Genomic DNA, 24780 nt, shown 5'->3' with positions numbered 1-24780 from the left:
ATCCGACGGCTTCTGTACTGAGCGTCCAGTTTTTACGCACAAGCGTCCAGTTAGGGGTTCGGATAACCCCGCGGAGGGCGCCCGAGGGCAAGTAGCGTGACCGGAAAGGGCCGCACGGGGTGGCCGTGAGGGAAAGGGAGTCGATGTCGGATCTGAAGGTGGTGGCCACCATCGCCGCAAAGCCCGGTTCGGAGCAGATCGTGCGGGACGGCCTGTCCACCCTCGCCGCCGCCAGTCGTGGTGAGGACGGCTGCCTCGGCTACGAGCTGTACGAATCGTCGGCGGCCCCCGGCACTTTCGTCACGGTTGAGGTGTGGACCGGTCAGGAGGCGCTGCAGGCGCACATGGCGACGCCGCACCTGCAGGCCGCGCTGGGAACATTCGGTTCCCACTTGGCGGGTGCGCCGCAGATCCACCCGCTGACCCCGATCGAGGTCTGAGTCCGGGATCCGGTTCGCTACGGGCGGTGCCGGATCAGCAGGTCCCGCACGTGGCCGGTCTCGTTCACCGAGGCCACCCGCGCATTGCCGTTGCGGGACACCAGGACCCGGGTGATCGACGCATAGTCGATCGGGAAGGTGAGCGGGCGGTCGAGGCCGAGCAGGCCCTGTAGGTACACGTTGATGACGCCGCCGTGCGCGAACACGGCCACGGTGTCGTCGTGGTCGGCCACAGCGATCACCCGGTCCATGCCCTCGTGGACCCGGGACCGGAACTCCCGCTCGTCGACGAACTCGGGGAGGTGCCCGGCCAGGATGCGGGCGTAGGCCTCCGGGGCGATCGTCTTGGCCTCGTGGATGGGCACGTAATGCGCTCGGCGGTGGTCGTACTCGGCGAGCCCGGCATCGGCGGCCACGGTCAGTCCGCGGGCCGCCGCGACCGGGGCCGCCGTCTCCAGGGCGCGCCGCTGCGGGCTGCTGACGATCGCGGAGATCGGGTAGGGGTCGAGGGCGCCGGGGAGCCGTCCGGCCTGCGCGTGACCCTCCGCGGTGAGGCCCGGATCCGCGCCATCGGCGGACTCGGCCGCGAGGATTCGTTCGGGCAGCGCGTGACGGATCAGCAGCAGTTGCACCCGGTCAGACTGTCATGCTCGCGATCAGGGCCGCGACCGAGGCCGGACGGTCCGCCATCATGTTGTGCCGGGCGGGCCGCATCGATTCGAACCCGGCGCCGAGCCGGTCGGCGAGCCGCCGCTGCGCGCGGACCCAGCGGTGCGACCGGCCGGAGTCGGCCGCCACGACGAGGGTCGGGGGCAGGGGGCCGAGGGGGCGGAGCCGCTCGAGTTCCGCGCCGAGGTCCGGGTACACAGCGTTCTCGATCAGGGCCGATCGCAGGTAGTCGGGGTCGGCAAAGGTCTGCCGGATCCAGTCGACCGCCGCCTCGTCGGGAGCGCCGTGGGTGGCCAGGCGCACCCACGGACCGGCCAGCCGCTGGAGCCCGCACGCGGAGGCGCCTCGAGCAAGGCCGGTCGAGACGCCGAGCCGCCACCGGCGGGGGAGGGCGACGGGGAGGCGCGGGGGAATGCTGGTGTCCAGCAGCACCAGGGCCGCGGCCCGGCCGGGGTGTGTCCGTGCGAATCCCTCGGCGTACCAGCCGCCCATCGAGTGGCCCACCACCGTCGCGGGCGCGGGCACCCCGACCGCGTCGAGCACCGCACCGATCCGGTCGGCTTCCCCACGGACCGTCGGCGGCTCGTCGGAGGCGGGGCTGAGCCCGAACCCGGGCCGGTCGAACCGCACCACCGTGCAGGCCCGGGCGAGCAGGGCCGTGACTGCGTCCCAGTCGAACCAGTTGCCCGCGAGGCCGCCGACGAGCACCACCGGCGGGCCGGACCCCTCCACCAGCACGTGCAGGGATCGGCCGCCGACCTCGACGAAGGTTCCCGGTGGTTTCACGTGGAACCCCGTCGGCCTTCCTGCGCGGCGATCAGTGCGGCGAACACGATCCAGCCGGTGATCGCGATCAGCTGCAGTCGCTGTGCGTAGCCCAGGAGCCAGACCTCGTCGCCCCGCCCGTCCATGTCGACGGCGAAGAGCGTCCACACGGTGCCAACCAAGTAGAGGCCGACTACGCCCAGCCCGTACCAACGCAGCGGCCGCGGCCATCCGTAGCGGTAGGCGGCGAGGATGAAGGCGAACACCGACACGGCCGCGGCGGTCGCGGCTGCCGAGCTGGTGATGGCGTGGAGCGACCGGACGGCGTGCAGCAGGCCGGCCTCCTCGCGGCCCGCGCACTCGCTGCTGCCGTGGGCGGAGCAGGCCAGCGGCATCCGGGAGTCGAGAAACGTGCTGACCGCGAACACCGCGAGGCCGACCCAGCCGATCGTGGTCAGCAACCGGCGTGGCCGCAGCGCCAGGCCGAACCCCGCCGCGGTGGCGAGCACGATGCCGGTGAGCAGGTCCCCGGTGCGGAAGAGGAAGCCGTACGGCTGATCCAGCGCGGCGAGTTCGCTGACGTAGGCCCGGCTCGGGTCGAGGCCGGTCGGCAGCACCCACTCCAACATCCAGGACGAGTACAGCACCGCTCCCAGCGCCAGCAGGCCGATCAGGATCCGGCGGACCCACCGCTGGGTGTCGGGCGCGGTGTCGGTGTCGGTCACTGGCGCGGCTTGGCCAGGGGGAACGCCAGCGATTCCCGGATGCTGCCGCCGGTGATGAGCATGACGATCCGGTCCACGCCCATCCCGATCCCGCCGGTCGGCGGCATCGCGTGCTCGAGGGCCTGCAGGAAGTCCTCGTCCAGCTCCATCGCCTCCTCGTCGCCGCCCGCCGCCAGCAGCGACTGCTCGGTGAGCCGCCGACGCTGGTCGACCGGATCGGTGAGCTCGCTGTAGGCGGTGCCGAGTTCGACGCCCCAGGCCACCAGGTCCCACTTCGCGGCGACGCCGGGGATGGTGGGGTGCGGCCGGGTCAGCGGCGACATCGAGGTGGGGAAGTTGGTGTAGAAGGTGGGGAACTCGGTCTGGTCCTCCACCAGGTGCTCGTACATCTCCTGTGCCACCGCGCCGGCGTCCCAGTCGGACTGGTGCGGGATCCCGTTCTCGTCGCACAGCCGCCGCAGTTCCTCGACGGGGGTCTCGGGGGTCACCTCGACGCCCAGCTTCTCGGCGACCGCGCCGTGCATGGTCTTGACCGGCCAGTCGCCGGAGATGTCGACCTCGACCGGCACACCGTCCGGTCCGGGGCGCAGGATGATCTCCCGGCCGTGTGCGGCCACCGCCGCAGCCTGGATCAGCTCCCGGCACATCACCATCATCCGCTCGTAGTCGCTGTGCGCCTCGTAGGCCTCCAGGATCGTGAACTCGGGGTTGTGCTTGAAGTCGACCCCCTCGTTGCGGAACACCCGGCCGATCTCGAAGACCCGCTCCATACCGGCCACGCACAGCCGCTTGAGGTAGAGCTCCGGCGCGATGCGCAGGTACAGGTCCAGGTTGTAGGCGTTGATGTGGGTGAGGAACGGGGCCGCGTTCGCGCCGCCGTGCACCTGCTGCAGGATCGGGGTCTCGACCTCCAAGAAGGCGCGGGAGGTGAGCGAGTCCCGCAGCGACTTCACCACCGCGCTGCGGGCGGTGAGCAGGTCCCTGGCCTCGGAGTTGATGGCGAGGTCCAGGTAGCGCTGACGCACCCGGGTCTCCGGGTCGGACAGGCCCTTCCACTTGTCCGGCAGCGGGTGCAGGCACTTGCCGTTCATCCGCCACTCGGCGGCGAGCACGGACAGTTCGCCCTTGCGGCTGCGTCCGATGGTGCCGCTCACCTCGATGAGGTCGCCGAGGTCGAAGTCGGCGGTGAACTCGTCGAGCCGGTCGCCGACGGTGGTTCGGTCGAACAGCACCTGCAGGTCGCCGGACCAGTCGCGGACCTCGGCGAACGCGACGCCGCCGTAGGCGCGGATCCGCATGAGCCGCCCGGCGATCCGGACCCGGGTGCCCTCCGGCGACGAGGCGGCCGCGGCGACGGTGTGGGTGGGCGGGTAGGCCACCGGATACGGGTCGATGCCGTGGGCGGCCATCCGGTCCAGCTTGTCCATTCGCACCCGGACCTGTTCCGGGCGACGGGGGCCGACGGTCTCGGTGGCGAGCGTGGCGACGTCGTCGGGCGCGCTGCCATCCGAGTGCAGCAGCCCCGACGCCGCCACCGCCTGCGGCACCGCGACGTGGGTGCCGGTGTGCTTGCTGATGTCGCGGCGCCCGAAGCGCGGCAGCGTGACGAAGCCCTCCGCCACCGCGGACGCCATGCCGACCTTCGGCAGCACCCGACTGTCGGAGAAGCACAGGTAGCGCGGGGCCCAGTCCGGTTGGTATTTCACGTTGGAGCGGTACAGCGCCTCGAGCTGCCACCACTTGGAGAAGAACACCAGGATCGATCGCCACACCCGCAGCACCGGTCCGGCGCCGATCCGAGCGCCCTCCTCGAAGACCGACCGGAACACGGCGAAGTTCAGCGACACCTTGTTGACGCCGAACCGGTCCGCGCCGGTGGCGAGCTCGGTCACCATCAGCTCCACGACACCGTTGGGCGCCTTCGGGTTCCGGCGCATCAGGTCGAGCGACACCCCGGTCGGACCCCACGGCACCAGCGAGAGCATGCCGAGCACCTCGCCGTCGGCCGAGTCCTCCGCGTCCGGGTCCGTCTCGCCGATGGCCTCGACCAGCAGGCAGTCGCCGTCGGCGGCGTCGCCGAGCCTGCCGAGGGCCATCGAGAAGCCGCGCTCGGTCTCGGTGTCGCGCCAGGCATCCGCCCTCGCGATCACCTGCGCCATCTCCTCGGGCGGGATGTCGCGATGGCGTCGCATCCGAACGGTGACGCCCTGCTTGCGTACCCGATTGACCGCCTGCCGGACCTGACGCATCTCGCGGCCGTTGAGGTTGAACTCGCGGGTGTGCAGGATCGCCTCGTCACCGAGTTGGAGGACGGTCAGCCCGGCGCGCGCGTAGGCGGTGGCGCCGAGCTCGCTGGCCCCCATCACCGCCGGGGTCCACCCGTATTTGGAGGCCAGGTCCAGCCACGCGTCCACCGCGTGCGGCCAGGCCTCCTCGTCGCCGATCGGGTCGCCGCTGGCCAGGCAGACGCCGAGCTCGACTCTGTAGGTGACCGCCGCCTTGCCGCTCGGCGCGAAGACCACGGCCTTGTCGCGGCGGGTTGCGAAGTAGCCGAGCGAATCGTCGGTGCCCGAGCGGGCGAGCAGTCCGCGCAGCGCCGACTCGTCGTCCCCGGTCAGTGCGTTGTTCGAGCGCTGTGACCGGAACAGGGTGATCACCGCGGCCAGCAGCGCGAGGGCACCGAACAACCCGAGCAGGGTGTTCACGAAACCGTGTGTGCGCCCGTCGAACTGCTCGTTGTCCAAGACCACGACGCCTGCGACGCGGTTGAGCGACCAGAGGAGCCGCTGATCCGACGGCAGGGTTCCCGGGAACACCTCGACCAGGGCCCAGCCGACCAGGGTGCCGATGGCGAGGCCGAGGAGCAGCACCCCGAGCGCCTTCCAGCCCGCGCCGCGCCGGACCCGCGTGTAGAACTCCTTGCGCGCGGCGATGAGTACGCCGATCACCGCGAGGTGGACGACGAGGGCCAGCGCCGCGTTCATGTCCTTGTCGGCGATCGCCTGGACGAGATTCGCGACGGCGATGAGCACCAGGTAGATGGTGAGCAACCACCACGCGATGCGCTTGCGGCTGGCCAAGGCCGCCGCGAGCAGCGCCAGCACCAGGGCCCAGGAGATGCTGGTGTCCGGTGCGTCGAAGTAGTAGGTGTCGATGTACTCGCGCGGGGCCCGGAAGAGGTACCGGAGCACAGGGGAGATGCTCCACAGGAAGACCAGGGTCGCGTAGACGCCGATCACCACACCGGCGATGTGCGGCACCTCCCTGAGGTGCCCGGTGGTCGGTCTGCCCAGTCGCTTGGGTGCCGGATGAGCGGACTCGAGCGACGTTTCGGTCGTGGTGGTCGGCGTCATCTACCCAGTGTGAAGGGTTCTCCGTTCGTGTGGGGGATGATGAACGAGTGCCTGCGCCCCAAGATGTACCGATCCGTGACGAGTCGATCCGCCTCGGCCAGTTCCTCAAACTGGCGAACCTGATCGAATCGGGCGCCGATGCGAAGGCCGTCATCGCCGACGGTCTGGTCAGCGTGAACGGCGAGGAAGAGGTCCGCCGCGGCCGCCAGCTGCACGAGGGCGACGTGGTGGAGATCGGTGGGATCAGCGTGCGGGTGTCGCGCTAGCGCTCCCGGCAGCCCCGTAGCGCCGAGAGTGCAGCTGTCGGCATCCCACTCGGGCGATGTCCCGACAACTGCACGCTCGGCGATCAGACCACGAGCGGGACGAGGGCCTTGCGATCGGTGGGGTAGTCCTCGAACTTCTCGCGGTACCACTTGTGGGTCGCGATGGCCCGGGGGATCAGGTTGCCCGCGGTGATCAGAAAGATGACGACGCCCGCCAGCGACCAGGTCAGCAGGGCGAACCCGGCCCAGGCGATGAGCTCGCCGAGGTAGGCCGGGCTGGTGACGAACCGGAACCCGCCGCCGTACGGGATCTTGTACTCGGTCGCGCCGGGGTTCTTCTTGTCCCGGAGATTGCGCACGATCGACTCGGACGACACCAGCAGGGCGAACCCGCCCAGGTAGATCACCACGCCGATGAGGAATCGGGGGTCGGTCAGCCACGCTGTTCCGTACTGGTTCAGGTAGTCGTGGCTGAAGAAGGCGCCGTTGAGGTAGCCGTGCATGCAGGTCACCAGCATGCCCATGCCGATGACGGAGACGTTGAAGGTGCTGCGCTTGCCCGGGACCTGCCGGATCGACAGCGGGAAGAACCAGCCGCGGTTCGCGTAGTGCAGCAGCCAGATCCCGGCGAGGACCAGCGAGGTGGGCTCGAACCGGTTCGGGCCGGTCAGGAAGAAGATGGCGAAGACCACCGTCGCGGGGATCTCCATCAGCCACCAGCCCAGCTTCGGGTTGAGGTTGAACCCGAGGTTGGTCGAGCTGAATCGGCCGTACGAACTCTGGGCGAAGAAGCCGCCGATGATGACGAATGCCGCGAAGGCGAAGGCGATCGTCAGGACGGTGTCGTAGACCGTGTTCCCGGTGTACCAGTGCATCGAGATCCTTCATCGTGCGAGCGGCCTGCTCGGCCACGTTCCGGCGGCGACGCCGGATCGGCGACGCTCAAACTGGAACACGTTCTACCACGTCTCGATGCTGCCCGCGGCGCAATCGCGCGATCGGTGCGCTGGCGACAGACCCTGGCAATGGCCCGGTTTGGCCGCAAAGACGAGGCGGGGCGCACGAATCGACGGTGCCCCCCGCTCGGCGTCGATCGACAAAATTGAACGCGGGCCCGCCCTATTGGACGTACTGCTGCTCGAACTCCGCGGTGGGCGGGGTCGGGGTGATGACGTCGATCAGAACGCCCGCTGGACCGGCGATGATGAAGTGCCGTTGCCCGAAGTCCTCCGTGCGGATGTCGAGCACCGCGGGGTGGTGTCCGAGTGTCACGAGGCGCTCGTACTCGGCGTCCACGTCCTCGACCTCGAAATTGAGGATGAGGCCCTGTGCGCGCGAGCGGTACCCGTCGGGGATGGTCTCGTGGGTGTGATCGAGGATCGCGAGTTCGAGGTCGGGTTCGCATCGAAGGCTTACGTACCAATCGGATTCGAATGTCGTCTCGAAGTCGAACCAGTGGCGGAAGAAGTCCGCCGACTCGGCGACGGTGTCGGTGCAGATCACCGGATAGAAGCTCGTCTTTGCCATGAAGCTCTCCGTTCACGATAGATACGTACACAATGTATGTGTCTGCACCATACGCATACACTGCGTACGTATCAATGGGTCAGCGAAGGGGTCGGATTGAGTCCGTCGAAGAAGGAGCAGACCGCGACGACGACGCGAGCCCTGCTCGCGGTGGCCGTCGAGATGTTCGCCGACCGCGGATACGGCGGGGTCGGACTCGACGACGTCGCAAGGCAATCCGGTCTCACGCGGGGTGCGGTCTACCACCACTTCGGCAGCAAGGCGGGACTGTTCGACGCCGTCGTGGAACAGGTGCAGCGCGAGGTCGCCGAGCGGGTGAGTCACGCCGCGGCCGAGGCGGGGAATCTGTGGGACGCCCTCGTCGTGGGCTGCCACGAGTTCGTCCGCGCCGGGTCGGACCGCGGGGTGCATCGGATCATGCTGATCGACGCGCCTGCCGTGCTCGGCTGGCAGCGCTGGCGGGAGCTCGACGCGGCTAACTCGGGTCGCCTGCTGCAGGAGGTGCTCGACGAGTTACAGGCGGAGGGCACGATCGCTCCAGGACTCGCCGCACCGGCCGCGCACCTGCTGTCCGGTGCGATGAACGAGGCGGTGCTCTGGGTGGCACAGTCGGAGGCCCCCGATCGGGACCGGGAATCGGCGCTGGCGACGCTCGACCGTCTGCTGGGCTCCCTGCGGCAGCGCTGACCTCGTCGAGAGTGCACCTGCCGTTCGCCCCACTCGGCCGATGCCCCGACAACTGCACAGTCGGCGGGACACCGCGCCCGGGGCTCGCAGGGCACCGGATGGGTGGCGGGCGCGCAATTCCGCGCGGGGTGTCCGAATTGTCCACGAATCCTTGGGCTTTCGCGTCGCGTGACGTGGACGTGAACCCCCGGCGTCAGTAATTCCCTCCCGGTTCACGGGGAGGACACGAAGCATGCACGAAGTGCGTCAGTGCGCTGAATAGCGTCCGGTCATCGTTGTTCATCGATGAAGGGATCGGACGTGACCACCTCACCACTCAACCGCAGGGCGTTCCTCGGACGCACCGCGCTCACCGGGCTCGGCGTCGCACTCGCGGGAAGCGTCGACACCCTGTTCCGACCCCAGGTCGCGGCCGCGGTGCCGGGGAAGGCGCCCGGGTACGGCCCGCTCCTTCCCGACCCCAACAAGATCCTGTCGCTGCCCGCGGGGTTCTCCTACACGGTCGTCTCCCGCTCGGGAGAAACCTTGCTCGACGACGGCTCGCCGGTCCCGAGCGACCCCGACGCGAACGGCGTGTTCGCGAACGGAAACGGTGCCACCATCGTGACGAATCACGAGGTCGGCAGCAACGAGCCCTTCGGTGTCCCGGTGGTCGACGGTCTCACCTACGACCCGGGTGCCCGCGGCGGCACCACCACCGCCACGGTCGGGCCGAACGGGGCGCGTCAGGGCCAGTACGTCAGCGTGGCAGGAACCGTGAATAACTGTGCGGGTGGGATCACCCCGTGGGGCACCTGGCTCACCTGCGAGGAAACCGAGGCCCGCGCCGGATCGAACGGCTTCACCCGCGACCACGGCTACGTCTTCGAGGTCACCCCGGCCAGCCAGGCGGCGAACGTCGGCAAGAGCCCGATTCCGCTGAAGTTCCTGGGCCGGTACGCGCACGAGGCGGTCGCCGTCGACCCGGCGACGAGCGCCATCTACCTCACCGAGGACGCATCCAACCCGAACGGCCTGTACTACCGGTGGACACCGCCGCGGGGTTTCGTCGGCGGCCCCGGCGCGCTCCATGCGCTCGCCCAGTCGGCAGGCGGGGACACCGCGGGCAGCCTGCAGGCGATGAAGTGCCTCTCCGGCGGTACCCACGTGCCGGACCTGTCGCGGGCCACCGAACCGGGCGTCCGCTACACGGTGCAGTGGGTCGACGTTCCCGACCGGGACGCGAGGTCCACGTCGGTGCGCAAGCAGTTCACGAACGACCAGGTCACGCGCAGCCGCAAGCTCGAGGGTCAGTGGTGGGGCGACGGCGGTGTCTACTTCGTCGCCAGCTTCGCCCGCACCAGTGACGGCAGCGTCGCCGAGCACGACGGCCAGGTCTGGTTCTACAACCCCGCCACCGAGACGGTCGAGCTCAAGACCCTCTTCGGTGTGAACCCGGACCCGTCCGTCGACACCGGGAACTACGACGGCCCCGACAACATCACCGTTTCCCCGCACGGCGGCATGATCCTCGCCGAGGACGGCGAGGGCATCAGCCACCTGATCGGCGTGACGGAGGACGGGCAGCCGTTCCCGATCGCCCGTAACGAGCTGAACGACAGTGAGTTCTGCGGCCCGGCGTTCAGCGCCGACGGGAAGACCCTGTACGCGAACATTCAGACGCCCGGTCTGGTCCTTGCGATCACCGGGCCGTGGCGGCGCGCGGCGGGGGGTTCGGTCTTCGGCTCGTAGCGGCGAGTGTGCACCTGTCGGCGGATATCGCGGGTGGTCGCGTCGCCAGGTGCACACTCGGCTGCGGTGAGGGCGTCAGCTGCGGGGCACTGTTCTCAGGCGTCTCGCGGTGCCACACTGGATGGGCCAGTCACGTCTTCTCGAAGGGCGGCACGGCGATGAGGACAACACCACAGCGCAGGGCGTCTCGGGACGTTCGGGTGATCGTCACCATGATCGTGATGATGGTGCTGCACATGGGATTCGGCGGCGTCACCGCATCGGCCGTCCAGATCGGGCGGACGCAGGGCGGCACGGTATCCGCGGTCGCGAACGTCTCGACACACCAGTTCACGGTCAGCATCGACGGGCAACCGGTGCGGACCATGCCGGCCTCGATGGGCAAGCCCGGCCACGAGACCCCGCTGGGGACCTTCCGGGTGCTGGAGAAGTTCCGCGACATGGTGATGGACTCGTCGACCTACGGCGTGCCCATCGACTCGCCCGAGGGATATCGGCTGTATGTCGAGTACGCGGTCCGCATCACCTGGGGTGGCATCTTCGTGCACGCCGCGCCGTGGTCGGTCGAATCGCAGGGGATCGAGAACGTCAGCCACGGCTGCATCAACCTGAGCCCCGCGAACGCGCAGTGGTTCTACGAGAACGTGCAGATCGGCGACCTGGTCACCGTGATCGGTTGAACCGACAGCCTCCGCGCACCCGCCGAGTGTGCACCTACCGCCTACCGCGCTCGGCGGATGCGCCGGCGACTGCACACTCGGCGGGCCGGGGTTATGCCTCCGCGCGGACGACGACGCCGTCGTCGTCGCTGTAGACCATCTCGCCGGGGTTGAAGGTGACGCCGCCGAAGGAGACCGGCACGTTCTTCTCGCCGGAGCCGGTCTGGGTGCTCTTGCGCGGGTTGGTGCCGAGGGCCTTGATGCCGATCTCGAGGGTGCGCAGGATCGCCGAGTCGCGGACCGCGCCGTTGACGATCACGCCCGCCCAGCCGTTGGCGACGCCCTTGCCGCCGATGATGTCGCCGACCAGCGCGGTGTGCACGCTCGCGTCGCCGTCCACCACCAGCACGCCGCCGTTGCCGGGCTCGCCGAGGGTCTGCTTCACCAGCAGGTTGTCCTGGAAGCACTTGATGGTGGTGATGCGGCCGGAAAAGACTGCGCGGCCGCCGAACTGGATGAACTGAGTGTCACAGCTGCGGATGTCGGGGCCGATCTCGTCGGCCAGATCTGCGGTCGCTACCTGCTCAGTCATCTGTTCTTCCCTTCGTCTGATGAACGCATCCACCCTAGTTCGCCGCGGGCCCGCCGCGGCCGTGGCGCTGCTCATAGTCGTCGCGGGTGCTGTCCGCCCGACGCTGCGCCTTCTCGTTGAGCAGTTCCGGGTCCAGGCCGTGGGCCAGCAGCCGGTGCCTGCGGTAGATGTTCATCAGCGCGATCGCGAAATACAGCACGGGGAACAGCAGCAGCGCCATCATCGCCAGCGGGATCCACCGCTCGCCGGGGATGAGCAGGTAGAACGCCAGGAACAGCGGGATCAGCGGCAGTGTGAAACGCAGCACGTAGCGCACCGAGGCGCCGGGGCCCACCAGGTCGTTGCGTACCCAGTCCTGCATGGAGTCGGGCAGGGTGCGGCCGAACAGGTAGCCGAGGTACTGCGTGAGGGAGGGTTTGCGCTGGTCGGGCATGGTCATAGGGTAGGGCACCCGAGTTTGGCCCAACGCCCGCCGGGTGACGGATCGACGCGGCGGCGGCGTCACCGAAACCGCCCGCTCGCGGCGAGAGCGAGCGGTACCCAATTTGCAGACCGAGCGGTACGTGTCCTAAATTTCTGGTTTGCTCCCTTCCGGGGGTACCGGAGGCCTGTTGTGCGGCCCCGGAGGCAACACCGCAGCGAGACCGGCTCCGATTCGGGGCAGGCAATGTATTCCGGGGGGAATATGTATTTCGGGGGAATCGTCCCGCGCTTTGCGCCGGACCAGGTCATCTATCGCGTCCCGCGCCTTGCGGCGCTGGCCCGTCGTGCTCTCGGCCGACACGGTTCTTCTCTTCTTCGCTGACCCAGCAACCACGTCATCCATTCGCGGTCACGCCGATCGGCGGCACCGCGCGGCCCACTGCGGCCTCGGATCGCGTCGGCACCATCGCGACCTCACGTGGTGGTGCCACCACCACGAAACTTCGAAGGAGAACCAATGAACCACCACAGTGGCGCCCGTCATCGCGCGCGCACCGAGCGCGCGACGGTGGTGGGTGTGATCCCGCTGGCGATCGCGATCACCTGCGCGGGCCCGGCATTCGCCCAGCCCGGCGTGATGGTGCCGGAGGCCGAGCAGCCCGGCGTCGTGGCGGAGTCCGCCCCAGCCCCCGAGCCTGCGCCCGAGGTCGAGCCCGTCGAGGAGCCGAAGACCTACTGGATCGCGCCGCCGGTCGAGTACGCGGAGGTGCCGACCCGGCCCGTGCCCACCTACGACTACACCGAGCCCGTCGCGCCGGTGGAGTTCCAGGAACTGCACCTGCCCGTCGCGGTCGAGGTGGTGGCCCCCATCGAGGCGCCGAAGGAGCGGCTGCGGATCGGTGACTACGTCTCCGACCAGCCGAACTGGCTCTCCGACGAGTACCTCAACCGGACGAACAACACCTCCGCCGTGATCGAGGCGCAGGTCAACACGTTCTGGAAGTCCATCGGCGTGGATGCCAGCCGCTCGGACCGCATTGCCGCGGCGACGGTCGGCGGCGCGGCGGCAGGCGCCGTCACGGGCGCGGTCACCGCCGGTGTCCCGTTCGCGGTCGGCGGGGCGCTCATCGGAGGCACCATCGGCGGTAACGCGGGTCTGGCCGTCGGCAACGCGTTCATTCCAGGATTCGGCTGGGTCGCGGCAGGCCCGGTGGGTACCGCCGCCGGCGCCGCGATCGGCGCCGCCGCGGCCGGAATCCCCGCGGCTGCGGTTGGCGCGGTCGTGGGTGGCGTGGCGGGCGGCGCCGCGGGCACCGCCTTCGGTGCGGGCGACAGCCTCGGCACCCCGACCGAGCTCGTCCTGCCGAACGTCGCCGAGCCCGACGCCGCGGCGCTGAAGCTGCAGGCAGGCGAGGAGTACGCCCGGCTCGCCATCGAGCAGCCGGCCGCGGCCACCGCCGTGATCGATGCGGTCGTTGCGGCCCCGCAGCTCGCGGAGCAGGTCACCGGCCAGGCGGTCGTTGCCCGCGAGGCGACCCTCGCCCAGCCGGGTGGCGAGCAGGTCATCGCCGGACTCGACGCCGCCGCGGTGGAGCTGAATCACGCGTTCGGTCCCGTCGCGGGCATGGTCGGCGAGGCATTGGCGGCGGGCCGGGACGGCCTGGCCGTCTAGGGCCGCCAGCGCACCGGCAAAGGAGGTCCGACATCGTGGGTACGCGACAACCGCCGCCCGGCGGTCGATTCGGCGAATCATCGTCAGATCAGCGTCGCCCACCCCCATGGGTCCCGATAGCCGGCCCGAAGCCGGGCACCTCCGACCCGGGCGCAGCCGGTGCCTGGTTCGAGAAACCGCAGGACGGTGTGCCGCCGGTCATCGACACCGGCTGGGTGCCGCCGCAGTCCCAGCCGGGGTGGCTGCGGCGGCACCGGGTCGACGTGGCGCTGGGCGCCGTCGTGGCGGTGGTCGTCGCGGGCGGTGCGGCGACCGCGCTGCTGTTGGCCGACCGGGGGGCGTCCGACGGCACGGTCTCTCCGGCCACCTCCCCGGCCGCGTCCGACGCGTCCGACGCGTCCGACGAGGCGACATGGTGCGCCGGATTCGCCGACGGTGAGCTGGTCTCGCCCGACTCGTCGGACCGCGGCGCCGCGACGATCGCGGGATTCGAGGACGCCTACTACGTGGCCCGCGACGGGGTCAGGGCCCGCACCTACGTCGCGCCCAATGCGCTCGTCGCCTCGGCGGAGCAGATCGGGCAGGGGATTTCCCAGATCCCTACCGGCACAACGCATTGCCTACTCGTGAAGCGAATCGGTGAGGGTAGGTACGCGGTAGACGTGTTCGACCGACGGCCCGACAACAGTGCCAATCACTACCGCCATACGTTCACCACCGCAGCGGACCCAGGGTCGCCGACCGGGGCCGCCATCACGTCCATCACGCTTCGAGAGGGGAAGTGACCCGACATGAGCCGCGGCTACACGGATTCGACCCGCACCTGGGCGATTCACACCTACCGGCAGACCCGCGACCAGTACCGGTCGCGGCTGGAATGCTGCGCCGCCATTGCCGCGGACGTGGGCGCGCACGCGAACACCGTGGTGCGCTGGGTCAACGACGAGCTGGGTCGGCCGCGAGTCGTGTCGGAGGAGGACCTCCCGCAGCGGGTCCGGGACCTCGAGGGTGAGGTCCGCAGGCTCAGGCAGGCGAATCGGGAACTGACCGAGCGTATTTCGCTCGGTATGTGATCCGCATCCGCTCACTGCCGGGAGCGGCGCCGCTGCCGCGCGTTGGCCATGCCGACCGCGGCGCGCAGGACGTGCGGGGCACGGCGGGCGGTTTGCAGCACCGCTCGATCGATCACGTTCAGGCTCAGAGACTTTCGCGATACGGATGACGGCTCGCCCTCGGCCGGGGTGTCGGTGGCCGCGAGGGCGTACAGGTGCCACCGGCCGGGTACGCCCTTGAGTATGTGCGTTCCGCGGTCGACGAAGGAGAGGCCGGAGCCGACGACCAGGTCCCGGACGGTCCTCGAGACCAGCACCTCGCCAGGCCCGGCCGCGGCCCCGATCCGGGCGCCGACGTGCACGGTCATCCCGGTCAGTTCGGCTCCGATGCCCTCGACCTCACCGGTGTGCACGCCCGCGCGCACGGCCAACCCCAGGTCCTCGGCCTGCCGGCACACGATCCGGGCGCATCGGACCGCGGCCGCCGGACCGTCGAACACGCTGAGGGTGCCGTCGCCCGCGACGTTGACGAGCCGGCCGCCGGCCAGTTCGACCTCGTTGCGGACCTGCCGTTCGTGGGTGGCCCGCAGGTCGCGATAGGGGCCGTCGCCGATCCGGGCCAACATCTCGGTGGACCCGGCGATGTCGGTGAACAGCACCGAGGCGAGATAGCGCTCGGCGTCGACGGGCCGATGGACCCCGGTGGCGACCTCCTCGATGTGGTCGATGATCGGTATCCAGGCCTCGCCGAGTGACGAACCGGGTGCCGCGGCCTCCAGGGTGTGCAGCGTGGCGTGCGGGATCGAGTCGGTGACGTAGCGGGAGACCGCCTCTGGCATCGAGCTGGCCGCCGGGTGGAGCACCCGCGTCGTGCACTGGACGAGGGGGAGGGCGTCGGAGCAGTCGATCCGGAGCAGCCATTCGAGGTGTGCGCGGGCGGTCGCCGGCGGCGCGGAGCAGCGTTCGAGCAGCGCCAGCAGCCTTCGATTGAACGGTGAGTCCTGGCTGGGGTCCCACATCGACATGATCTGGCCGGAACCCCAGTTGTCGTAGACCTTCCGCCAGCCCTCGACGTAGCGGGCCAGGGCGTCGGGGTCCCAGCCGTGCGGGATGTCCGGGCCGTCGCGGAGCATGCCCTCGATGAAGGGTTGCTGTAGCAGCAGGCCGTTCACCCGTTCGGGCGCGCGGGCGGCCAGCAGCACCAGGGGCCCGCAGGTGCTGCCGATGCCCACCATGGTGGCGCGTTGCATGCCGACCGCGTCCATCACCGCGAGTACGTCGTCGGCCTGCTGCTCGAGGGTGGGGATGTGGTCGACGGGGTCGGACAGGCCGAGGCCGTGACGCTGGAAGTAGACGGTGCGCGAGAAGGTCGCCGTCCGCTCGAAGAGGTAGTGGATGTGCGGGTCGGTCCACATCAGGTCCGGGTGCAGGCCGATCTCGAGGAACAGGACAACGTCCGCGCCGCCCTCACCCACGACCTGATAGGCCAGCGCGTGCCCGTCGCGCTCGACGTACCTGGTACCCGGTGGGTCCATGATTCCAGGCTAGTCGGGTCAGTCGGATCGACGGGACAGTCGGCGCTGCCGCGCGTTGGCCATCCCGGCCGCGGCGCGCAGGACGTGCGGGGCGCGGCGGGCCATTCGGAGCACCGCTCGATCGATCATGTTGAGGCTCAGTGCTTTTCGCGATACGGTCGAGGGCTCGCCCGCGGCCGCCGCGTCGGTGGTGGCGAGGGAGTACAGCTGCCACCGGCCGGGGACGCCCTTGAGTACGTGCGTTCCGTGGTCGATGAAGGAGAGGCCGGAGCCGACCACCTGGTCCCGCACCGCGCGCGAGACCAGCACCTCGCCTGGCCCGGCCGCGGCTCCGATCCGGGCGCCGATGTGCACGGTGATTCCGGTCAGCTCCGTCCCGATGCCCTCGATCTCGCCGGTGTGTACGCCCGCGCGCACCGCCAGTCCCAGGTCCTCGGCCTGGCTGCAGACGATTCGCGCACAGCCGATCGCCGCCGCCGGGCCGTCGAACACGCTGAGCGTGCCGTCGCCCGCGACGTTTACGAGCCGGCCACCGGCCAGTTCGACCTCGTTACGGACCTGCCGTTCGTGCGTGGCGCGCAGGTCCCGGTAGGGGGCGTCGCCGATCCGGGCCAGCGTCTCGGTGGATCCGGCGATGTCGGTGAACAGCACCGAGGCGAGATAGCGCTCGGCGTCGACGGGCCGATGGACCCCGGTCGCGACCTCCTCTATGTGATCGAGGACCTCGATCCAGGCCTGACCCATCGAGGTTCCTGGCGGAAGCGGCGGCAGTACGTGCAGTGTGCCGTGCGGAATCGCTGCGGCGATGTGCTGCGAGGCCGCCAACGGGACCGCGCTGCGTGCGGAGTGGAGCACGCGCGTCCCGCACTGGATGGAGGCGAGCACATCGAAATAGTCGATCCGGAACAACCATTCGAGGTGTGCGCGGGCCGTGGCGGGGGTCGCGGAGCAGCGTTCGAGCAGCGCCATCAGCCGCCGATTGAACGGCGAGTCCTGGCTGGGGTCCCACATCGCGATGACCCGGCCTGAACCCCAGTTGTCGTAGACGGCCCGCCAGCCGTCGACGAAGCGGTCCCGCGCCTCGACGGTCCAACCCCTGGGCAGGTCCACGCCCTCGCGGAGCGCGCCCTCGACGAACGGCTGCTGGAACACCAACCCGGCCACCCGGTCCGGGGTGCGGGCCGCGATCAACGCGAGCGCGCCGCAGGTGCTGCCGATGCCGACGAGGGTGGCGCGTTGCATGCCGATCGCGTCCATCACCGCGAGCACGTCGTCGGCCTGCTGTTCGAGGGTGGGGACGTGGTCGACGGGGTCCGACAGTCCGAACCCGCGGCGCTGGAAATACACCATCCGGCAGAAGGTCGCGGCACGCTCGAAGACGTAGTGGATGTGCGGATCGGTCCACATGAGATCGGGGTGCAGGCCGATCTCGAGGAACAGGACAACGTCGGCGCCGCTCTCGCCCACGACCTGGTAGGCAAGCGCGTGACCGTCGCGCTCGACGTACCTGGTACCCGGTGGGTCCATGATTCCAGGCTAGTCGCCGGACCAACCCTGTCGGGAGGGCAGCGCGACGGTTTCGGGGCGTGTGGTCCGTTACGGGTGCGGGTGCGGACCGCTGTCCGGACCGTGCAGGTGGGCTCGTTCCCCGTCCCGGTCGAAGATGGTGAGGATCTCCACGGGGCCACCGTGCGCCCCGATGGCATGCGGGACCATGGTCGAGAACTCGGCCGCCTCACCGGCCTGGACCAGCAGTGTTCGCTCGCCCAGGTGCAGCCGGGCGGTGCCGGACAGCACGGTGAACCAGTCGCGTCCCGGGTGCACCCCCAGCTGCTCCGCCGTGGTCGGACGGTCGGGGGTGATGCGCATCTTCGCCACGGTCACACCTGGCAGGGCCCGGTCGCGCGAGAGGAGCCAGGTCGTCACGCCCGGCGTGTGTTCGGGCTGCGGACGGATCACCACGTCATCGTCGTCGGCCGACTCGACCAGTTGATCGAGGGTGGTGCCGAGGGCCCGGGCGATGGGGACCAGCTGATCGAGGGCGATCCTGCGGTGCCCGGTCTCGATGCGGCTGAGGGTGGAGGGACTCAGGAAGCAGCGTGCCGCGAGGGCGTCCAGTGACCAGCCCCTGGCCAGGCGAAGGCCGCGGATGCGCTGCCGGATCATGGCGTCCATGGTGACTTCTTGCGTCATAGGCAAGATGGTATGCCTATTGCGCATGACGCGCCTAGGGTGGAGCCATGACGCAGCACTCCCACCAGCATGGACATACCCACGGACACGCACACGGCCATCACCACGAACACGGACACCACGACGAGGCGGGCCTGGCGGACATGCTGGACCTGGACGCGGAGGTGCACGGCGCTCGTCTCGGTGAGGTGACGGACTGGGTGGGGCGATTCGCCCCCGACGCCCCGCGTGCGGTTGCCGACATCGGTGCCGGGACAGGCACCGGCACACTGGCGCTGGCCCGTCGGTTCCCCGAGGCCGAGTTGATCGCGATCGACTCGTCGGAGGCGATGCTCGAGCGCCTGCTGGCGTCGGCACGCGGGGGCGGTCCGGTCGACCGGCTGCGCGTCGTGCAGGCCGACCTCGACGCAGGGTGGCCCGCGGTCGGCGCGGTCGACGTCGCCTGGGCCGCGTTGTCGTTGCATCACGTCGCAGACCCGGACCGGGTGCTACGCGACATCTACGAGGCACTGAACCCGGGCGGCTTGCTCGCGGTCATCGAGATGGACGCGTTGCCGCGCTTCCTGCCCGACGACGTGGGTGTGGGCAGGCCCGGACTGGAATCACGGTGCCACGAGGCCATCGCCCGGGCGAACTGGAATGCGCACCCGGACTGGCGGCCGCACCTGGAGGCGGCCGGGTTCGAGATCGCCGAGCAGCGCACCTTCGCCTTCGACGTGAGTCCCGCGCAGGCGAGCATGGCGCGGTACGCGCAGACATTCCTGACTCGCGTGCGCGCCTCCCTCGGCGACAGTCTGGACGCCGCTGACCTCGACACCCTCGACCAGCTCCTGGCGGGTGACGGACCCGGCTCGCTGCAGCGGCGCAGCGACCTGAGGCTCCGGGGTAGCCGGACCGGATGGGCGGCCCGTCGACCCTGAGTTCCCGGGAGGCGAGACGCGGCCGGCGAAATCGTATCGGGGAGCACATCATTCGTGTTAGCTGGTCGCGAACCCTCTCACCTGAAGCAAGGATCTCGGTCGTGTCGCTCAATATTGCCGATCTGTACGAAGCGGTCGCGGACGCGATCCCCGACCGCGTGCCGTTGATCTTCGGATCGCCGGACCCCGCGGGTACCGGTCCGGCCACGTCACAGCGGCGCACCTACGCGGAGCTCGAGCAGCGGGCGAATCGGCTCGCCCACCATCTGCAGTCGGTCGGGGTGCGGCCGGGCCAGCACGTCGGCATCCACATGCGCAACAGCATCGAGTACGTCGAGGGCCTGCTCGCCTGCCTGAAGATCCGGGCGGTGCCGATCAACGTCAACTTCCGGTACACCGACGCGGAGCTGGTCTATCTCTACAACAACTCCGAGATCGTCGCCCTCATCGTCGAGGAGGAGTACCTGTCGACCGCGACCGCCGCCCTGTCGCGCTGCCCTGGCGTGGGGCACGTGTTGACGGTCGGCGCCGACTACGAGGCGGCGCTGGCGGCGCAGTCCCCGGATCGGGACTTCCCGCCGCGCAGCCAGGACGACCACTTCATCATCTACACCGGCGGCACCACGGGCATGCCCAAGGGCGTGGTCTGGCGGCACGAGGACTTCTTCTACGCCGCGCTGTCCGGCGCGAACCTGAGCGGCCCACCACGCACCAGCGTGGCGGAGGTGGTCGAGGCCGCGGTGGCGAACACGAATCCGGCCGTGCTGATGCTCATTCCGCCGCTGATGCACGGGGCGGCGGTCTACTCGCTGCTGACCGCCTTCCTCATGGGGGCGCCGCGGGTGATCGCGCGCAGCTTCGACCCCGTCGAGGTGCTGCGGCTGATCGAGGCCGAGAAGATCGCGGGCATCACCGTCGTCGGCGACGCCATCGCCGGGCCGATCGCGGACGCCATGACGGCGCACGCGGGGGAGTACGACCTGTCCTCGCTCAAGCTGATCGGCTCCGGCGGTGCGCTGTTCTCACCGCAGCTCAAGGACCGGCTGCGGGAGCTGGTGCCGGGGCTGGTCATCAAGGACGCCTTCGGCGCCTCAGAGTCCGGCAACGACGGGGTCGTCGAGTTCGGTGACGACGGCAACAAGCGGATCAGGGCCAACCCGAACATGCTGCTCGTCGACGAGCGGGGCCAGGCCATCGCGCCGGGCTCAGACGAGATGGGCTACATCGCCCGCCGCGGTCACGTGCCGGTCGCGTACTTCGGCGACGAGGAGAAGACGGCCGCGACGTTCCCGGTGGTCGAGGGGGTGCGGATGGCCATCCTCGGCGACATGGGGCGGATGGAGGCGGACGGCACCATCGTGCTGCTCGGCCGCGGCTCGATGTGCATCAACTCCGGCGGCGAGAAGGTGTTCCCTGAGGAGGTGGAGCAGGCCCTCAAGACGCACCCGGCGGTGGTCGACGCCCTCGTCGCCGGGGTGCCCGACGCCCGGTTCGGCGAGCGGGTCGCCGCGGTGGTGCAGCTGCGCGAGGGCGATCACGGCGCCGACCCCGCCGAGATCGCCGAGTACTGCCGCGAGCACGTCGCGGGGTACAAGATCCCGCGGTCGATCGTGGTGGTGCCGTCGATCGTGCGGTCGCCGAGCGGCAAGGCGGACTACCGCTGGGCCAAGGAGACGGTCGCGCGGGGCTGAGGCGCACTCCCCTGTGACGCCGGCCACGGACCAGGTAGGTTGTGTGTAACCGCAAGAACTACTCACCAGTAGGGGTATGAAATGCCTGCTCCGTCCGCCGCGACCTTCGCGCGGCTCGCCGACCTCATCGCCATCCCGGATGCGGCGAGCCGCCCGACCCGCCCCGTCGTCGAGGCCTTCACCGGTCGCGAACTGACGACCGTCCCGGTCGGCACCGCGGAGGACGCGGTGGCCGCGATCGAGCGCGCCAGGGTGGCGCAGCGGGAGTGGGCCAAGCGTTCCGCCGACGACCGCGCCCGCGTCTTCCACCGCTACCGCGAGCTGGTGCTGGAGAACCGCGACGCGCTGATGGACATGGCGCAGGCGGAGACCGGCAAGTCCAGGGCCGCCGCGCTGGAAGAGGTCCTCGACATCGCGATGACCGCCCGGTACTACGCCCGGCTGGCGCCGAAGGCGCTCAAGCCGAAGCGGGTCCAGGGCATGCTGCCCGGCCTCACCAAGACCGTGGTGCACCACCACCCGAAGGGTGTCGTCGGCGTCATCTCGCCGTGGAACTACCCGATGACCCTCGCGGTGTCCGACGCCATCGCCGCCCTGATGGCAGGCAACGCGGTGGTCATCAAGCCGGACAGCCAGACCCCGTACTGCGCGCTCGCCTGCGTCGACCTGATGTACCAGGCCGGGCTGCCGCGCGAGGTGTTCGCGGTGGTCCCCGGCCCCGGATCCGTGGTCGGCACCGCGATCGTCGAGAACACCGAGTACCTGATGTTCACGGGATCCACCGCAACCGGGCAGCTGCTCGCCGAGCAGGCCGGCCGCCGGCTGATCGGCTTCTCCGCCGAACTCGGTGGCAAGAACCCGATGATCGTCACCAAGGGCGCGAACCTGCGCGAGGTGGCCGATGCCGCGGTCCGCGCCTGCTACTCGAACTCCGGCCAGTTGTGCATCTCCATCGAGCGGATCTACGTCGAGCAGCCGGTCGCCGACGAGTTCACCAAGCTCTTCGGCGAGCGGGTCAGGAACATGACCCTGGCCCCCGGCTACGAGTTCGGCATCGAGATGGGCAGCCTCGTCTCCGAGGCGCAGGTCAAGACCGTGTCCGGCCACGTCGACGACGCCGTGGTCAAGGGCGCCACCGTGGTCGCGGGCGGCAAGGCGCGCCCCGACCTGGGCCCGCTGTTCTACGAGCCGACGGTGCTCACCGGCGTCACCGACGAGATGGAGTGCGCCCGCAACGAGACCTTCGGTCCGCTGGTGTCGATCTACCCGGTCGCCGACGTGAACGAGGCGATCCGGCTGGCCAACGACACCGAGTACGGCCTCAACGCCAGCGTCTGGGCGGGGAGCAAGGCCGAGGGCGAGGCCATCGCGGCCCGGGTCCGCGCGGGCACCGTCAACGTCGACGAGGGGTACGCACCGGCCTGGGGCAGCACCGCGGCGCCGATGGGCGGCATGGGTGTGTCCGGCGTCGGCCGCAGGCACGGTCCCGAGGGTCTGCTCAAGTACACCGAGTCGCAGACCATCGCGACCACGCGGGTGCTGAATCTCGGTGGGCCGCGAGGACTTCCGCCGAAGGTGTGGGCGAAGGTGCTGGCGCCGTTCATCAAGGTGCTGCAGTACGTCCCCGGACGCTGACCGGATGGATCGCGCGAGCGTTCTCATCGAGGCCACGCCGTCGGCGGTGTGGGATGTGGTCACCGACATCGCGGGCATGGGCCGGTTCAGCCCGGAGAACACCGGCGGCCGGTGGACCGGCGGCGAACCGGTGACCGCCGGTGCGACCTTCACCGGCAGCAACCGGCACGGTCCGGTGCGGTGGACCACGCACTGCACGGTGGTCGATGTGGTTCCCGGCGAGCGGTTCTCGTTCGAGGCGGACGAGCCGAAGGCGCGCTGGAGCTTCCTGATCGAGCCGAACGGCGCAGGCACCCGGCTCACCGAGACCAGGGAGATCTACGGGACGCCTGCGCTGTGGGTGCGGATCGTGCAGCGCTCGAAGGTGCTCGGTCGGGACCGGGACACGCTGATGCGGGCGGGCATGGAGACCACGCTGGAGCGGATGAAGGTGTTCCTGGAGGTGTAGGGCGGGTGCCCGGATCCCGCTCGGCGCCGCGGTGAATCCATCGAAAGTATGAAACTCGGCGCGCCCCCGGCCTTTCGCGGCGACGGGGGGTGGCGGCGATGATGGAATCGTGGCGGCGCCGTTCAGCGCCCGCTGTTCACGTGGAAGGGGCACCCCCATGACCACCGAGTCGACCGACTTCGAACCGAGGGCCGACCGGCGCGCCTGGATCGGGCTCGGGGTGCTCGCCGCGGGACTGTCCATGATCGTGGTGGACGGCACCATCGTCGGCGTCGCGCTGCCGGTGATCATCACCGACCTCGATCTCGACCTGACCGACGCCCAGTGGGTCAACAGCGTCTACTCGGTGGTGTTCGCGGCGCTGCTGCTCACCGCCGGACGGCTCGGCGACCGGCTCGGCCGCCGCAACATGTTCATCCTCGGTGTGCTGGTGTTCCTGACGGGCAGCGTGCTCGCCGCGCTCGCCACCAACGCGACCTCGCTCATCATCGCCCGTGTCATCCAGGGTGTCGGTGGAGCATTCGTGCTCCCGACGACCCTCTCCAGCGTGAACGCGACCTTCCGCGGCAAGGACCGTATCGTCGCGTTCGCCGTGTGGGGAGCGGTGATCTCGGGCATGGCGGCGGTCGGCCCCCTGCTCGGCGGCTGGCTCACCACCTACTTCACCTGGCCGTGGATCTTCATCGTGAACATCCCGATCGGCATCGCGGTGATCATCGGTGCCCTGTACGCGGTCCGCGAGACCAAGGCCACCATCACCGAGCCCGGCCTCGACGTGGACGGGCTGCTGCTCAGCGCGATCGGCTTCGGCGGTGTCATCTTCGCCCTGATCGAGGGGCAGAGCCTCGGCTGGTGGAAGCCGATCGCTCCGTTCAGCGTGTTCGGGCTCGAATGGCCCGCGGACGCGCCGGTGTCGGTGGTCCCGGTCGTCGGCGCGATCGGCCTGGCCAGCCTCGTGCTGTTCGTGGTCTGGGAGCGGCACCGGGCCCGCGGCAGCCACCGGTCCGCGATCCTCGACCTGAGCCTGTTCTCGGTCCCGACGTTCAGCTGGGGCAACCTGACCGCGCTGACCGTGGCGATCGGCGAGTTCGGCCTGCTGTTGGTACTCCCGCTGTTCCTCGTGAACGCGCTCGGCCTGACCACGATGGGCGCAGGTCTGGTCCTGGCCGCGATGGCGCTTGGCGCCTTCGCCTCCGGCGCCGCGGCCCGGCACGTCGCGGGCGCGATCGGCGCGCCGAAGACGGTGATCCTCGGCCTCGCGCTCGAGGCGGTCGGCGTGGTCGTGGTGGCGCTGTTCATCTCGTCCACGGTGTCCCCGTGGCTGCTTGCCGTGCTGCTGGCGGTGTACGGCGCGGGCCTGGGTCTCGCGTCGGCGCAGCTGACCGGGACCGTGCTCGCCGACATCCCTGCGGAGAAGTCGGGCCAGGGCTCGGCGACGCAGAGCACCGTGCGCCAGCTCGGCGCCGCGCTCGGGTCCGCGGTGCTGGGTGCGGTGCTCTCGGTCTCGTTGGCGCAGAACCTCAGCGACAGCCTCGAGCCGGTCACCGCGGTGCCGCCGCCGGTGCAGGAACAGCTCGTCACCGCGACGAGGGACTCCGCGGGCGGCACCATCTCCGGGCTCCGCGAGCAGGGCGAGGAGGGCAAGCTCGGCCCGTCCGGTCCCGAGGTGACCACGGCGCTGTCGGAGGGATTCGGCGACTCGACCCGCACCGCGCTGTTCGTGGCGTCCGGGTTCCTGGCGCTCGGCCTGGTCAGCGCGACCGCGCTGAACGCGCGCTCCCGCAAGGAGACCTAGGT

At 70.0% G+C, this 24780-nt stretch carries 23 protein-coding genes and 1 pseudogene; 13 read left to right on the top strand and 11 right to left on the bottom strand.

Features of this window, described 5'->3' with window-relative positions; translation table 11 throughout:
• Positions 1–143: 143 nt before the first annotated feature.
• Positions 144–440 carry a putative quinol monooxygenase gene (locus BR31_RS0121315; protein WP_027502752.1) on the top strand — a complete coding sequence of 99 codons (297 nt, stop codon included), beginning with the start codon at positions 144–146 and terminating at the stop codon, positions 438–440.
• 17 nt (positions 441–457) lie between these two features.
• Here BR31_RS0121315 and BR31_RS0121310 read toward each other — a convergent pair whose 3' ends face one another.
• Genes BR31_RS0121310 through lysX form a run of 4 tightly spaced genes read right to left on the bottom strand, consistent with a single transcriptional unit; the run spans position 458 to position 5952 of the window.
• Entirely contained in the window at positions 458–1072 is a 615-nt protein-coding gene (locus tag BR31_RS0121310) for a histidine phosphatase family protein (RefSeq protein ID WP_027502751.1), read from the bottom strand.
• Between the two features lie 4 nt (positions 1073–1076).
• Positions 1077–1895 carry an alpha/beta fold hydrolase gene (locus BR31_RS0121305; protein ID WP_027502750.1) on the bottom strand — a complete coding sequence of 273 codons (819 nt, stop codon included), beginning with the start codon at positions 1893–1895 and terminating at the stop codon, positions 1077–1079.
• Positions 1892–2599, bottom strand: a complete 708-nt coding sequence (locus BR31_RS31650; protein ID WP_231496642.1) for a DUF998 domain-containing protein — start codon at positions 2597–2599, stop codon at positions 1892–1894. The genes BR31_RS0121305 and BR31_RS31650 overlap by 4 nt, the downstream gene beginning before the upstream one ends.
• Entirely contained in the window at positions 2596–5952 is a 3357-nt protein-coding gene (lysX, locus tag BR31_RS0121295; protein WP_027502748.1) for a bifunctional lysylphosphatidylglycerol synthetase/lysine--tRNA ligase LysX, read from the bottom strand. Before lysX ends, BR31_RS31650 begins: the two co-directional genes overlap by 4 nt.
• A gap of 47 nt (positions 5953–5999) precedes the next feature.
• Between lysX and BR31_RS0121290 the strand changes: the two genes are divergently transcribed.
• Positions 6000–6218 (top strand): RNA-binding S4 domain-containing protein, encoded by a 219-nt coding sequence (locus BR31_RS0121290; protein ID WP_027502747.1) that lies wholly within the window; start codon positions 6000–6002, stop codon positions 6216–6218.
• 83 nt (positions 6219–6301) lie between these two features.
• Here BR31_RS0121290 and BR31_RS0121285 read toward each other — a convergent pair whose 3' ends face one another.
• Complete coding sequence (locus BR31_RS0121285; RefSeq protein ID WP_027502746.1) at positions 6302–7093, bottom strand: phosphatidylethanolamine N-methyltransferase family domain-containing protein; 792 nt, start codon at positions 7091–7093, stop codon at positions 6302–6304.
• 244 nt (positions 7094–7337) lie between these two features.
• Positions 7338–7745: a VOC family protein gene (locus BR31_RS0121280; RefSeq protein WP_027502745.1), complete on the bottom strand. Its 408-nt coding sequence runs from the start codon at positions 7743–7745 to the stop codon at positions 7338–7340.
• Between the two features lie 96 nt (positions 7746–7841).
• Here BR31_RS0121280 and BR31_RS0121275 point away from each other — a divergent pair, with 96 nt between their 5' ends.
• The 3 genes and pseudogenes from BR31_RS0121275 to BR31_RS29630 all read left to right on the top strand — a co-directional run.
• The gene (locus tag BR31_RS0121275) at positions 7842–8432 is read left to right on the top strand and encodes a TetR/AcrR family transcriptional regulator (RefSeq protein WP_027502744.1); all 591 of its coding nucleotides are present in this window, start codon (positions 7842–7844) and stop codon (positions 8430–8432) included.
• A gap of 300 nt (positions 8433–8732) precedes the next feature.
• Positions 8733–10163: an alkaline phosphatase PhoX gene (locus BR31_RS0121270; RefSeq protein WP_027502743.1), complete on the top strand. Its 1431-nt coding sequence runs from the start codon at positions 8733–8735 to the stop codon at positions 10161–10163.
• A 287-nt stretch (positions 10164–10450) separates the two neighbouring features.
• Positions 10451–10843, top strand: a pseudogene (locus tag BR31_RS29630) (L,D-transpeptidase); the annotation flags it as partial.
• 91 nt (positions 10844–10934) lie between these two features.
• On the opposite strand, the gene rraA reads toward BR31_RS29630, so the two are convergent.
• Together rraA and BR31_RS0121255 are read right to left on the bottom strand one after the other, a co-directional pair.
• Positions 10935–11414, bottom strand: coding sequence for a ribonuclease E activity regulator RraA (rraA, locus tag BR31_RS0121260; RefSeq protein WP_027502742.1), 480 nt, complete (start codon positions 11412–11414; stop codon positions 10935–10937).
• A gap of 34 nt (positions 11415–11448) precedes the next feature.
• Positions 11449–11847 (bottom strand): DUF5313 family protein, encoded by a 399-nt coding sequence (locus tag BR31_RS0121255; RefSeq protein ID WP_027502741.1) that lies wholly within the window; start codon positions 11845–11847, stop codon positions 11449–11451.
• A 507-nt stretch (positions 11848–12354) separates the two neighbouring features.
• On the opposite strand from BR31_RS0121255, the gene BR31_RS29625 reads away from it, so the two are divergent.
• The 3 genes from BR31_RS29625 to BR31_RS0121240 are packed head-to-tail and all read left to right on the top strand — an operon-like array spanning position 12355 to position 14582.
• Complete coding sequence (locus BR31_RS29625) at positions 12355–13509, top strand: hypothetical protein (RefSeq protein ID WP_051637627.1); 1155 nt, start codon at positions 12355–12357, stop codon at positions 13507–13509.
• Positions 13510–13544: 35 nt separating this feature from the next.
• Positions 13545–14294 (top strand): DUF8176 domain-containing protein, encoded by a 750-nt coding sequence (locus BR31_RS30745; RefSeq protein ID WP_156042573.1) that lies wholly within the window; start codon positions 13545–13547, stop codon positions 14292–14294.
• Positions 14295–14300: 6 nt separating this feature from the next.
• On the top strand, positions 14301–14582 hold the full coding sequence (locus BR31_RS0121240) for a hypothetical protein (RefSeq protein WP_027502740.1): 282 nt from the start codon (positions 14301–14303) through the stop codon (positions 14580–14582).
• Positions 14583–14593: 11 nt separating this feature from the next.
• On the opposite strand, the gene BR31_RS0121235 is transcribed toward BR31_RS0121240, so the two are convergent.
• From BR31_RS0121235 to BR31_RS0121225, 3 genes are all read right to left on the bottom strand, one after another.
• A complete protein-coding gene (locus BR31_RS0121235; RefSeq protein ID WP_027502739.1) occupies positions 14594–16096 on the bottom strand; it encodes an adenylate/guanylate cyclase domain-containing protein in 1503 nt (500 codons plus the stop codon).
• A gap of 18 nt (positions 16097–16114) precedes the next feature.
• Positions 16115–17623, bottom strand: a complete 1509-nt coding sequence (locus BR31_RS0121230; protein WP_027502738.1) for an adenylate/guanylate cyclase domain-containing protein — start codon at positions 17621–17623, stop codon at positions 16115–16117.
• A 69-nt stretch (positions 17624–17692) separates the two neighbouring features.
• The gene (locus BR31_RS0121225) at positions 17693–18289 is read right to left on the bottom strand and encodes a helix-turn-helix transcriptional regulator (protein WP_027502737.1); all 597 of its coding nucleotides are present in this window, start codon (positions 18287–18289) and stop codon (positions 17693–17695) included.
• A 47-nt stretch (positions 18290–18336) separates the two neighbouring features.
• On the opposite strand from BR31_RS0121225, the gene BR31_RS0121220 reads away from it, so the two are divergent.
• The 5 genes from BR31_RS0121220 (at position 18337) to BR31_RS0121200 (ending at position 24778) form a co-directional block, all read left to right on the top strand.
• A complete protein-coding gene (locus BR31_RS0121220) occupies positions 18337–19209 on the top strand; it encodes a class I SAM-dependent methyltransferase (protein ID WP_027502736.1) in 873 nt (290 codons plus the stop codon).
• A gap of 101 nt (positions 19210–19310) precedes the next feature.
• Entirely contained in the window at positions 19311–20900 is a 1590-nt protein-coding gene (locus BR31_RS0121215; RefSeq protein WP_027502735.1) for an acyl-CoA synthetase, read from the top strand.
• A gap of 81 nt (positions 20901–20981) precedes the next feature.
• Positions 20982–22535 (top strand): succinic semialdehyde dehydrogenase, encoded by a 1554-nt coding sequence (locus BR31_RS0121210; protein WP_027502734.1) that lies wholly within the window; start codon positions 20982–20984, stop codon positions 22533–22535.
• A 4-nt stretch (positions 22536–22539) separates the two neighbouring features.
• Positions 22540–22983, top strand: coding sequence for an SRPBCC family protein (locus tag BR31_RS0121205; protein ID WP_027502733.1), 444 nt, complete (start codon positions 22540–22542; stop codon positions 22981–22983).
• Positions 22984–23140: 157 nt separating this feature from the next.
• A complete protein-coding gene (locus BR31_RS0121200) occupies positions 23141–24778 on the top strand; it encodes a DHA2 family efflux MFS transporter permease subunit (protein ID WP_027502732.1) in 1638 nt (545 codons plus the stop codon).
• Positions 24779–24780: the final 2 nt, after the last annotated feature.

The sequence above is a fragment of the Rhodococcus sp. UNC363MFTsu5.1 genome, from assembly GCF_000686785.1.
GTDB lineage: Bacteria > Actinomycetota > Actinomycetes > Mycobacteriales > Mycobacteriaceae > Rhodococcus_G > Rhodococcus_G maanshanensis.
Note: the sequence above shows the minus strand (reverse complement) of the source record. Positions and strands in the feature narration are given on the sequence as shown.

What these genes read in the sequence shown, in the direction of transcription:
- BR31_RS0121240 (WP_027502740.1), top strand. Translation starts at nt 14,301, where the DNA reads ATGAGCCGCGGCTACACGGATTCGACCCGCACCTGGGCGATTCACACC.
- BR31_RS29625 (WP_051637627.1), top strand. Translation starts at nt 12,355, where the DNA reads ATGAACCACCACAGTGGCGCCCGTCATCGCGCGCGCACCGAGCGCGCG.
- BR31_RS0121235 (WP_027502739.1), bottom strand. Translation starts at nt 16,096, where the DNA reads ATGGACCCACCGGGTACCAGGTACGTCGAGCGCGACGGGCACGCGCTG.
- BR31_RS0121210 (WP_027502734.1), top strand. Translation starts at nt 20,982, where the DNA reads ATGCCTGCTCCGTCCGCCGCGACCTTCGCGCGGCTCGCCGACCTCATC.
- rraA (WP_027502742.1), bottom strand. Translation starts at nt 11,414, where the DNA reads ATGACTGAGCAGGTAGCGACCGCAGATCTGGCCGACGAGATCGGCCCC.
- BR31_RS0121205 (WP_027502733.1), top strand. Translation starts at nt 22,540, where the DNA reads ATGGATCGCGCGAGCGTTCTCATCGAGGCCACGCCGTCGGCGGTGTGG.
- BR31_RS0121285 (WP_027502746.1), bottom strand. Translation starts at nt 7,093, where the DNA reads ATGCACTGGTACACCGGGAACACGGTCTACGACACCGTCCTGACGATC.
- BR31_RS0121315 (WP_027502752.1), top strand. Translation starts at nt 144, where the DNA reads ATGTCGGATCTGAAGGTGGTGGCCACCATCGCCGCAAAGCCCGGTTCG.
- BR31_RS0121225 (WP_027502737.1), bottom strand. Translation starts at nt 18,289, where the DNA reads ATGACGCAAGAAGTCACCATGGACGCCATGATCCGGCAGCGCATCCGC.
- BR31_RS0121280 (WP_027502745.1), bottom strand. Translation starts at nt 7,745, where the DNA reads ATGGCAAAGACGAGCTTCTATCCGGTGATCTGCACCGACACCGTCGCC.
- BR31_RS0121255 (WP_027502741.1), bottom strand. Translation starts at nt 11,847, where the DNA reads ATGCCCGACCAGCGCAAACCCTCCCTCACGCAGTACCTCGGCTACCTG.
- lysX (WP_027502748.1), bottom strand. Translation starts at nt 5,952, where the DNA reads ATGACGCCGACCACCACGACCGAAACGTCGCTCGAGTCCGCTCATCCG.
- BR31_RS0121200 (WP_027502732.1), top strand. Translation starts at nt 23,141, where the DNA reads ATGACCACCGAGTCGACCGACTTCGAACCGAGGGCCGACCGGCGCGCC.
- BR31_RS0121230 (WP_027502738.1), bottom strand. Translation starts at nt 17,623, where the DNA reads ATGGACCCACCGGGTACCAGGTACGTCGAGCGCGACGGTCACGCGCTT.
- BR31_RS0121220 (WP_027502736.1), top strand. Translation starts at nt 18,337, where the DNA reads ATGACGCAGCACTCCCACCAGCATGGACATACCCACGGACACGCACAC.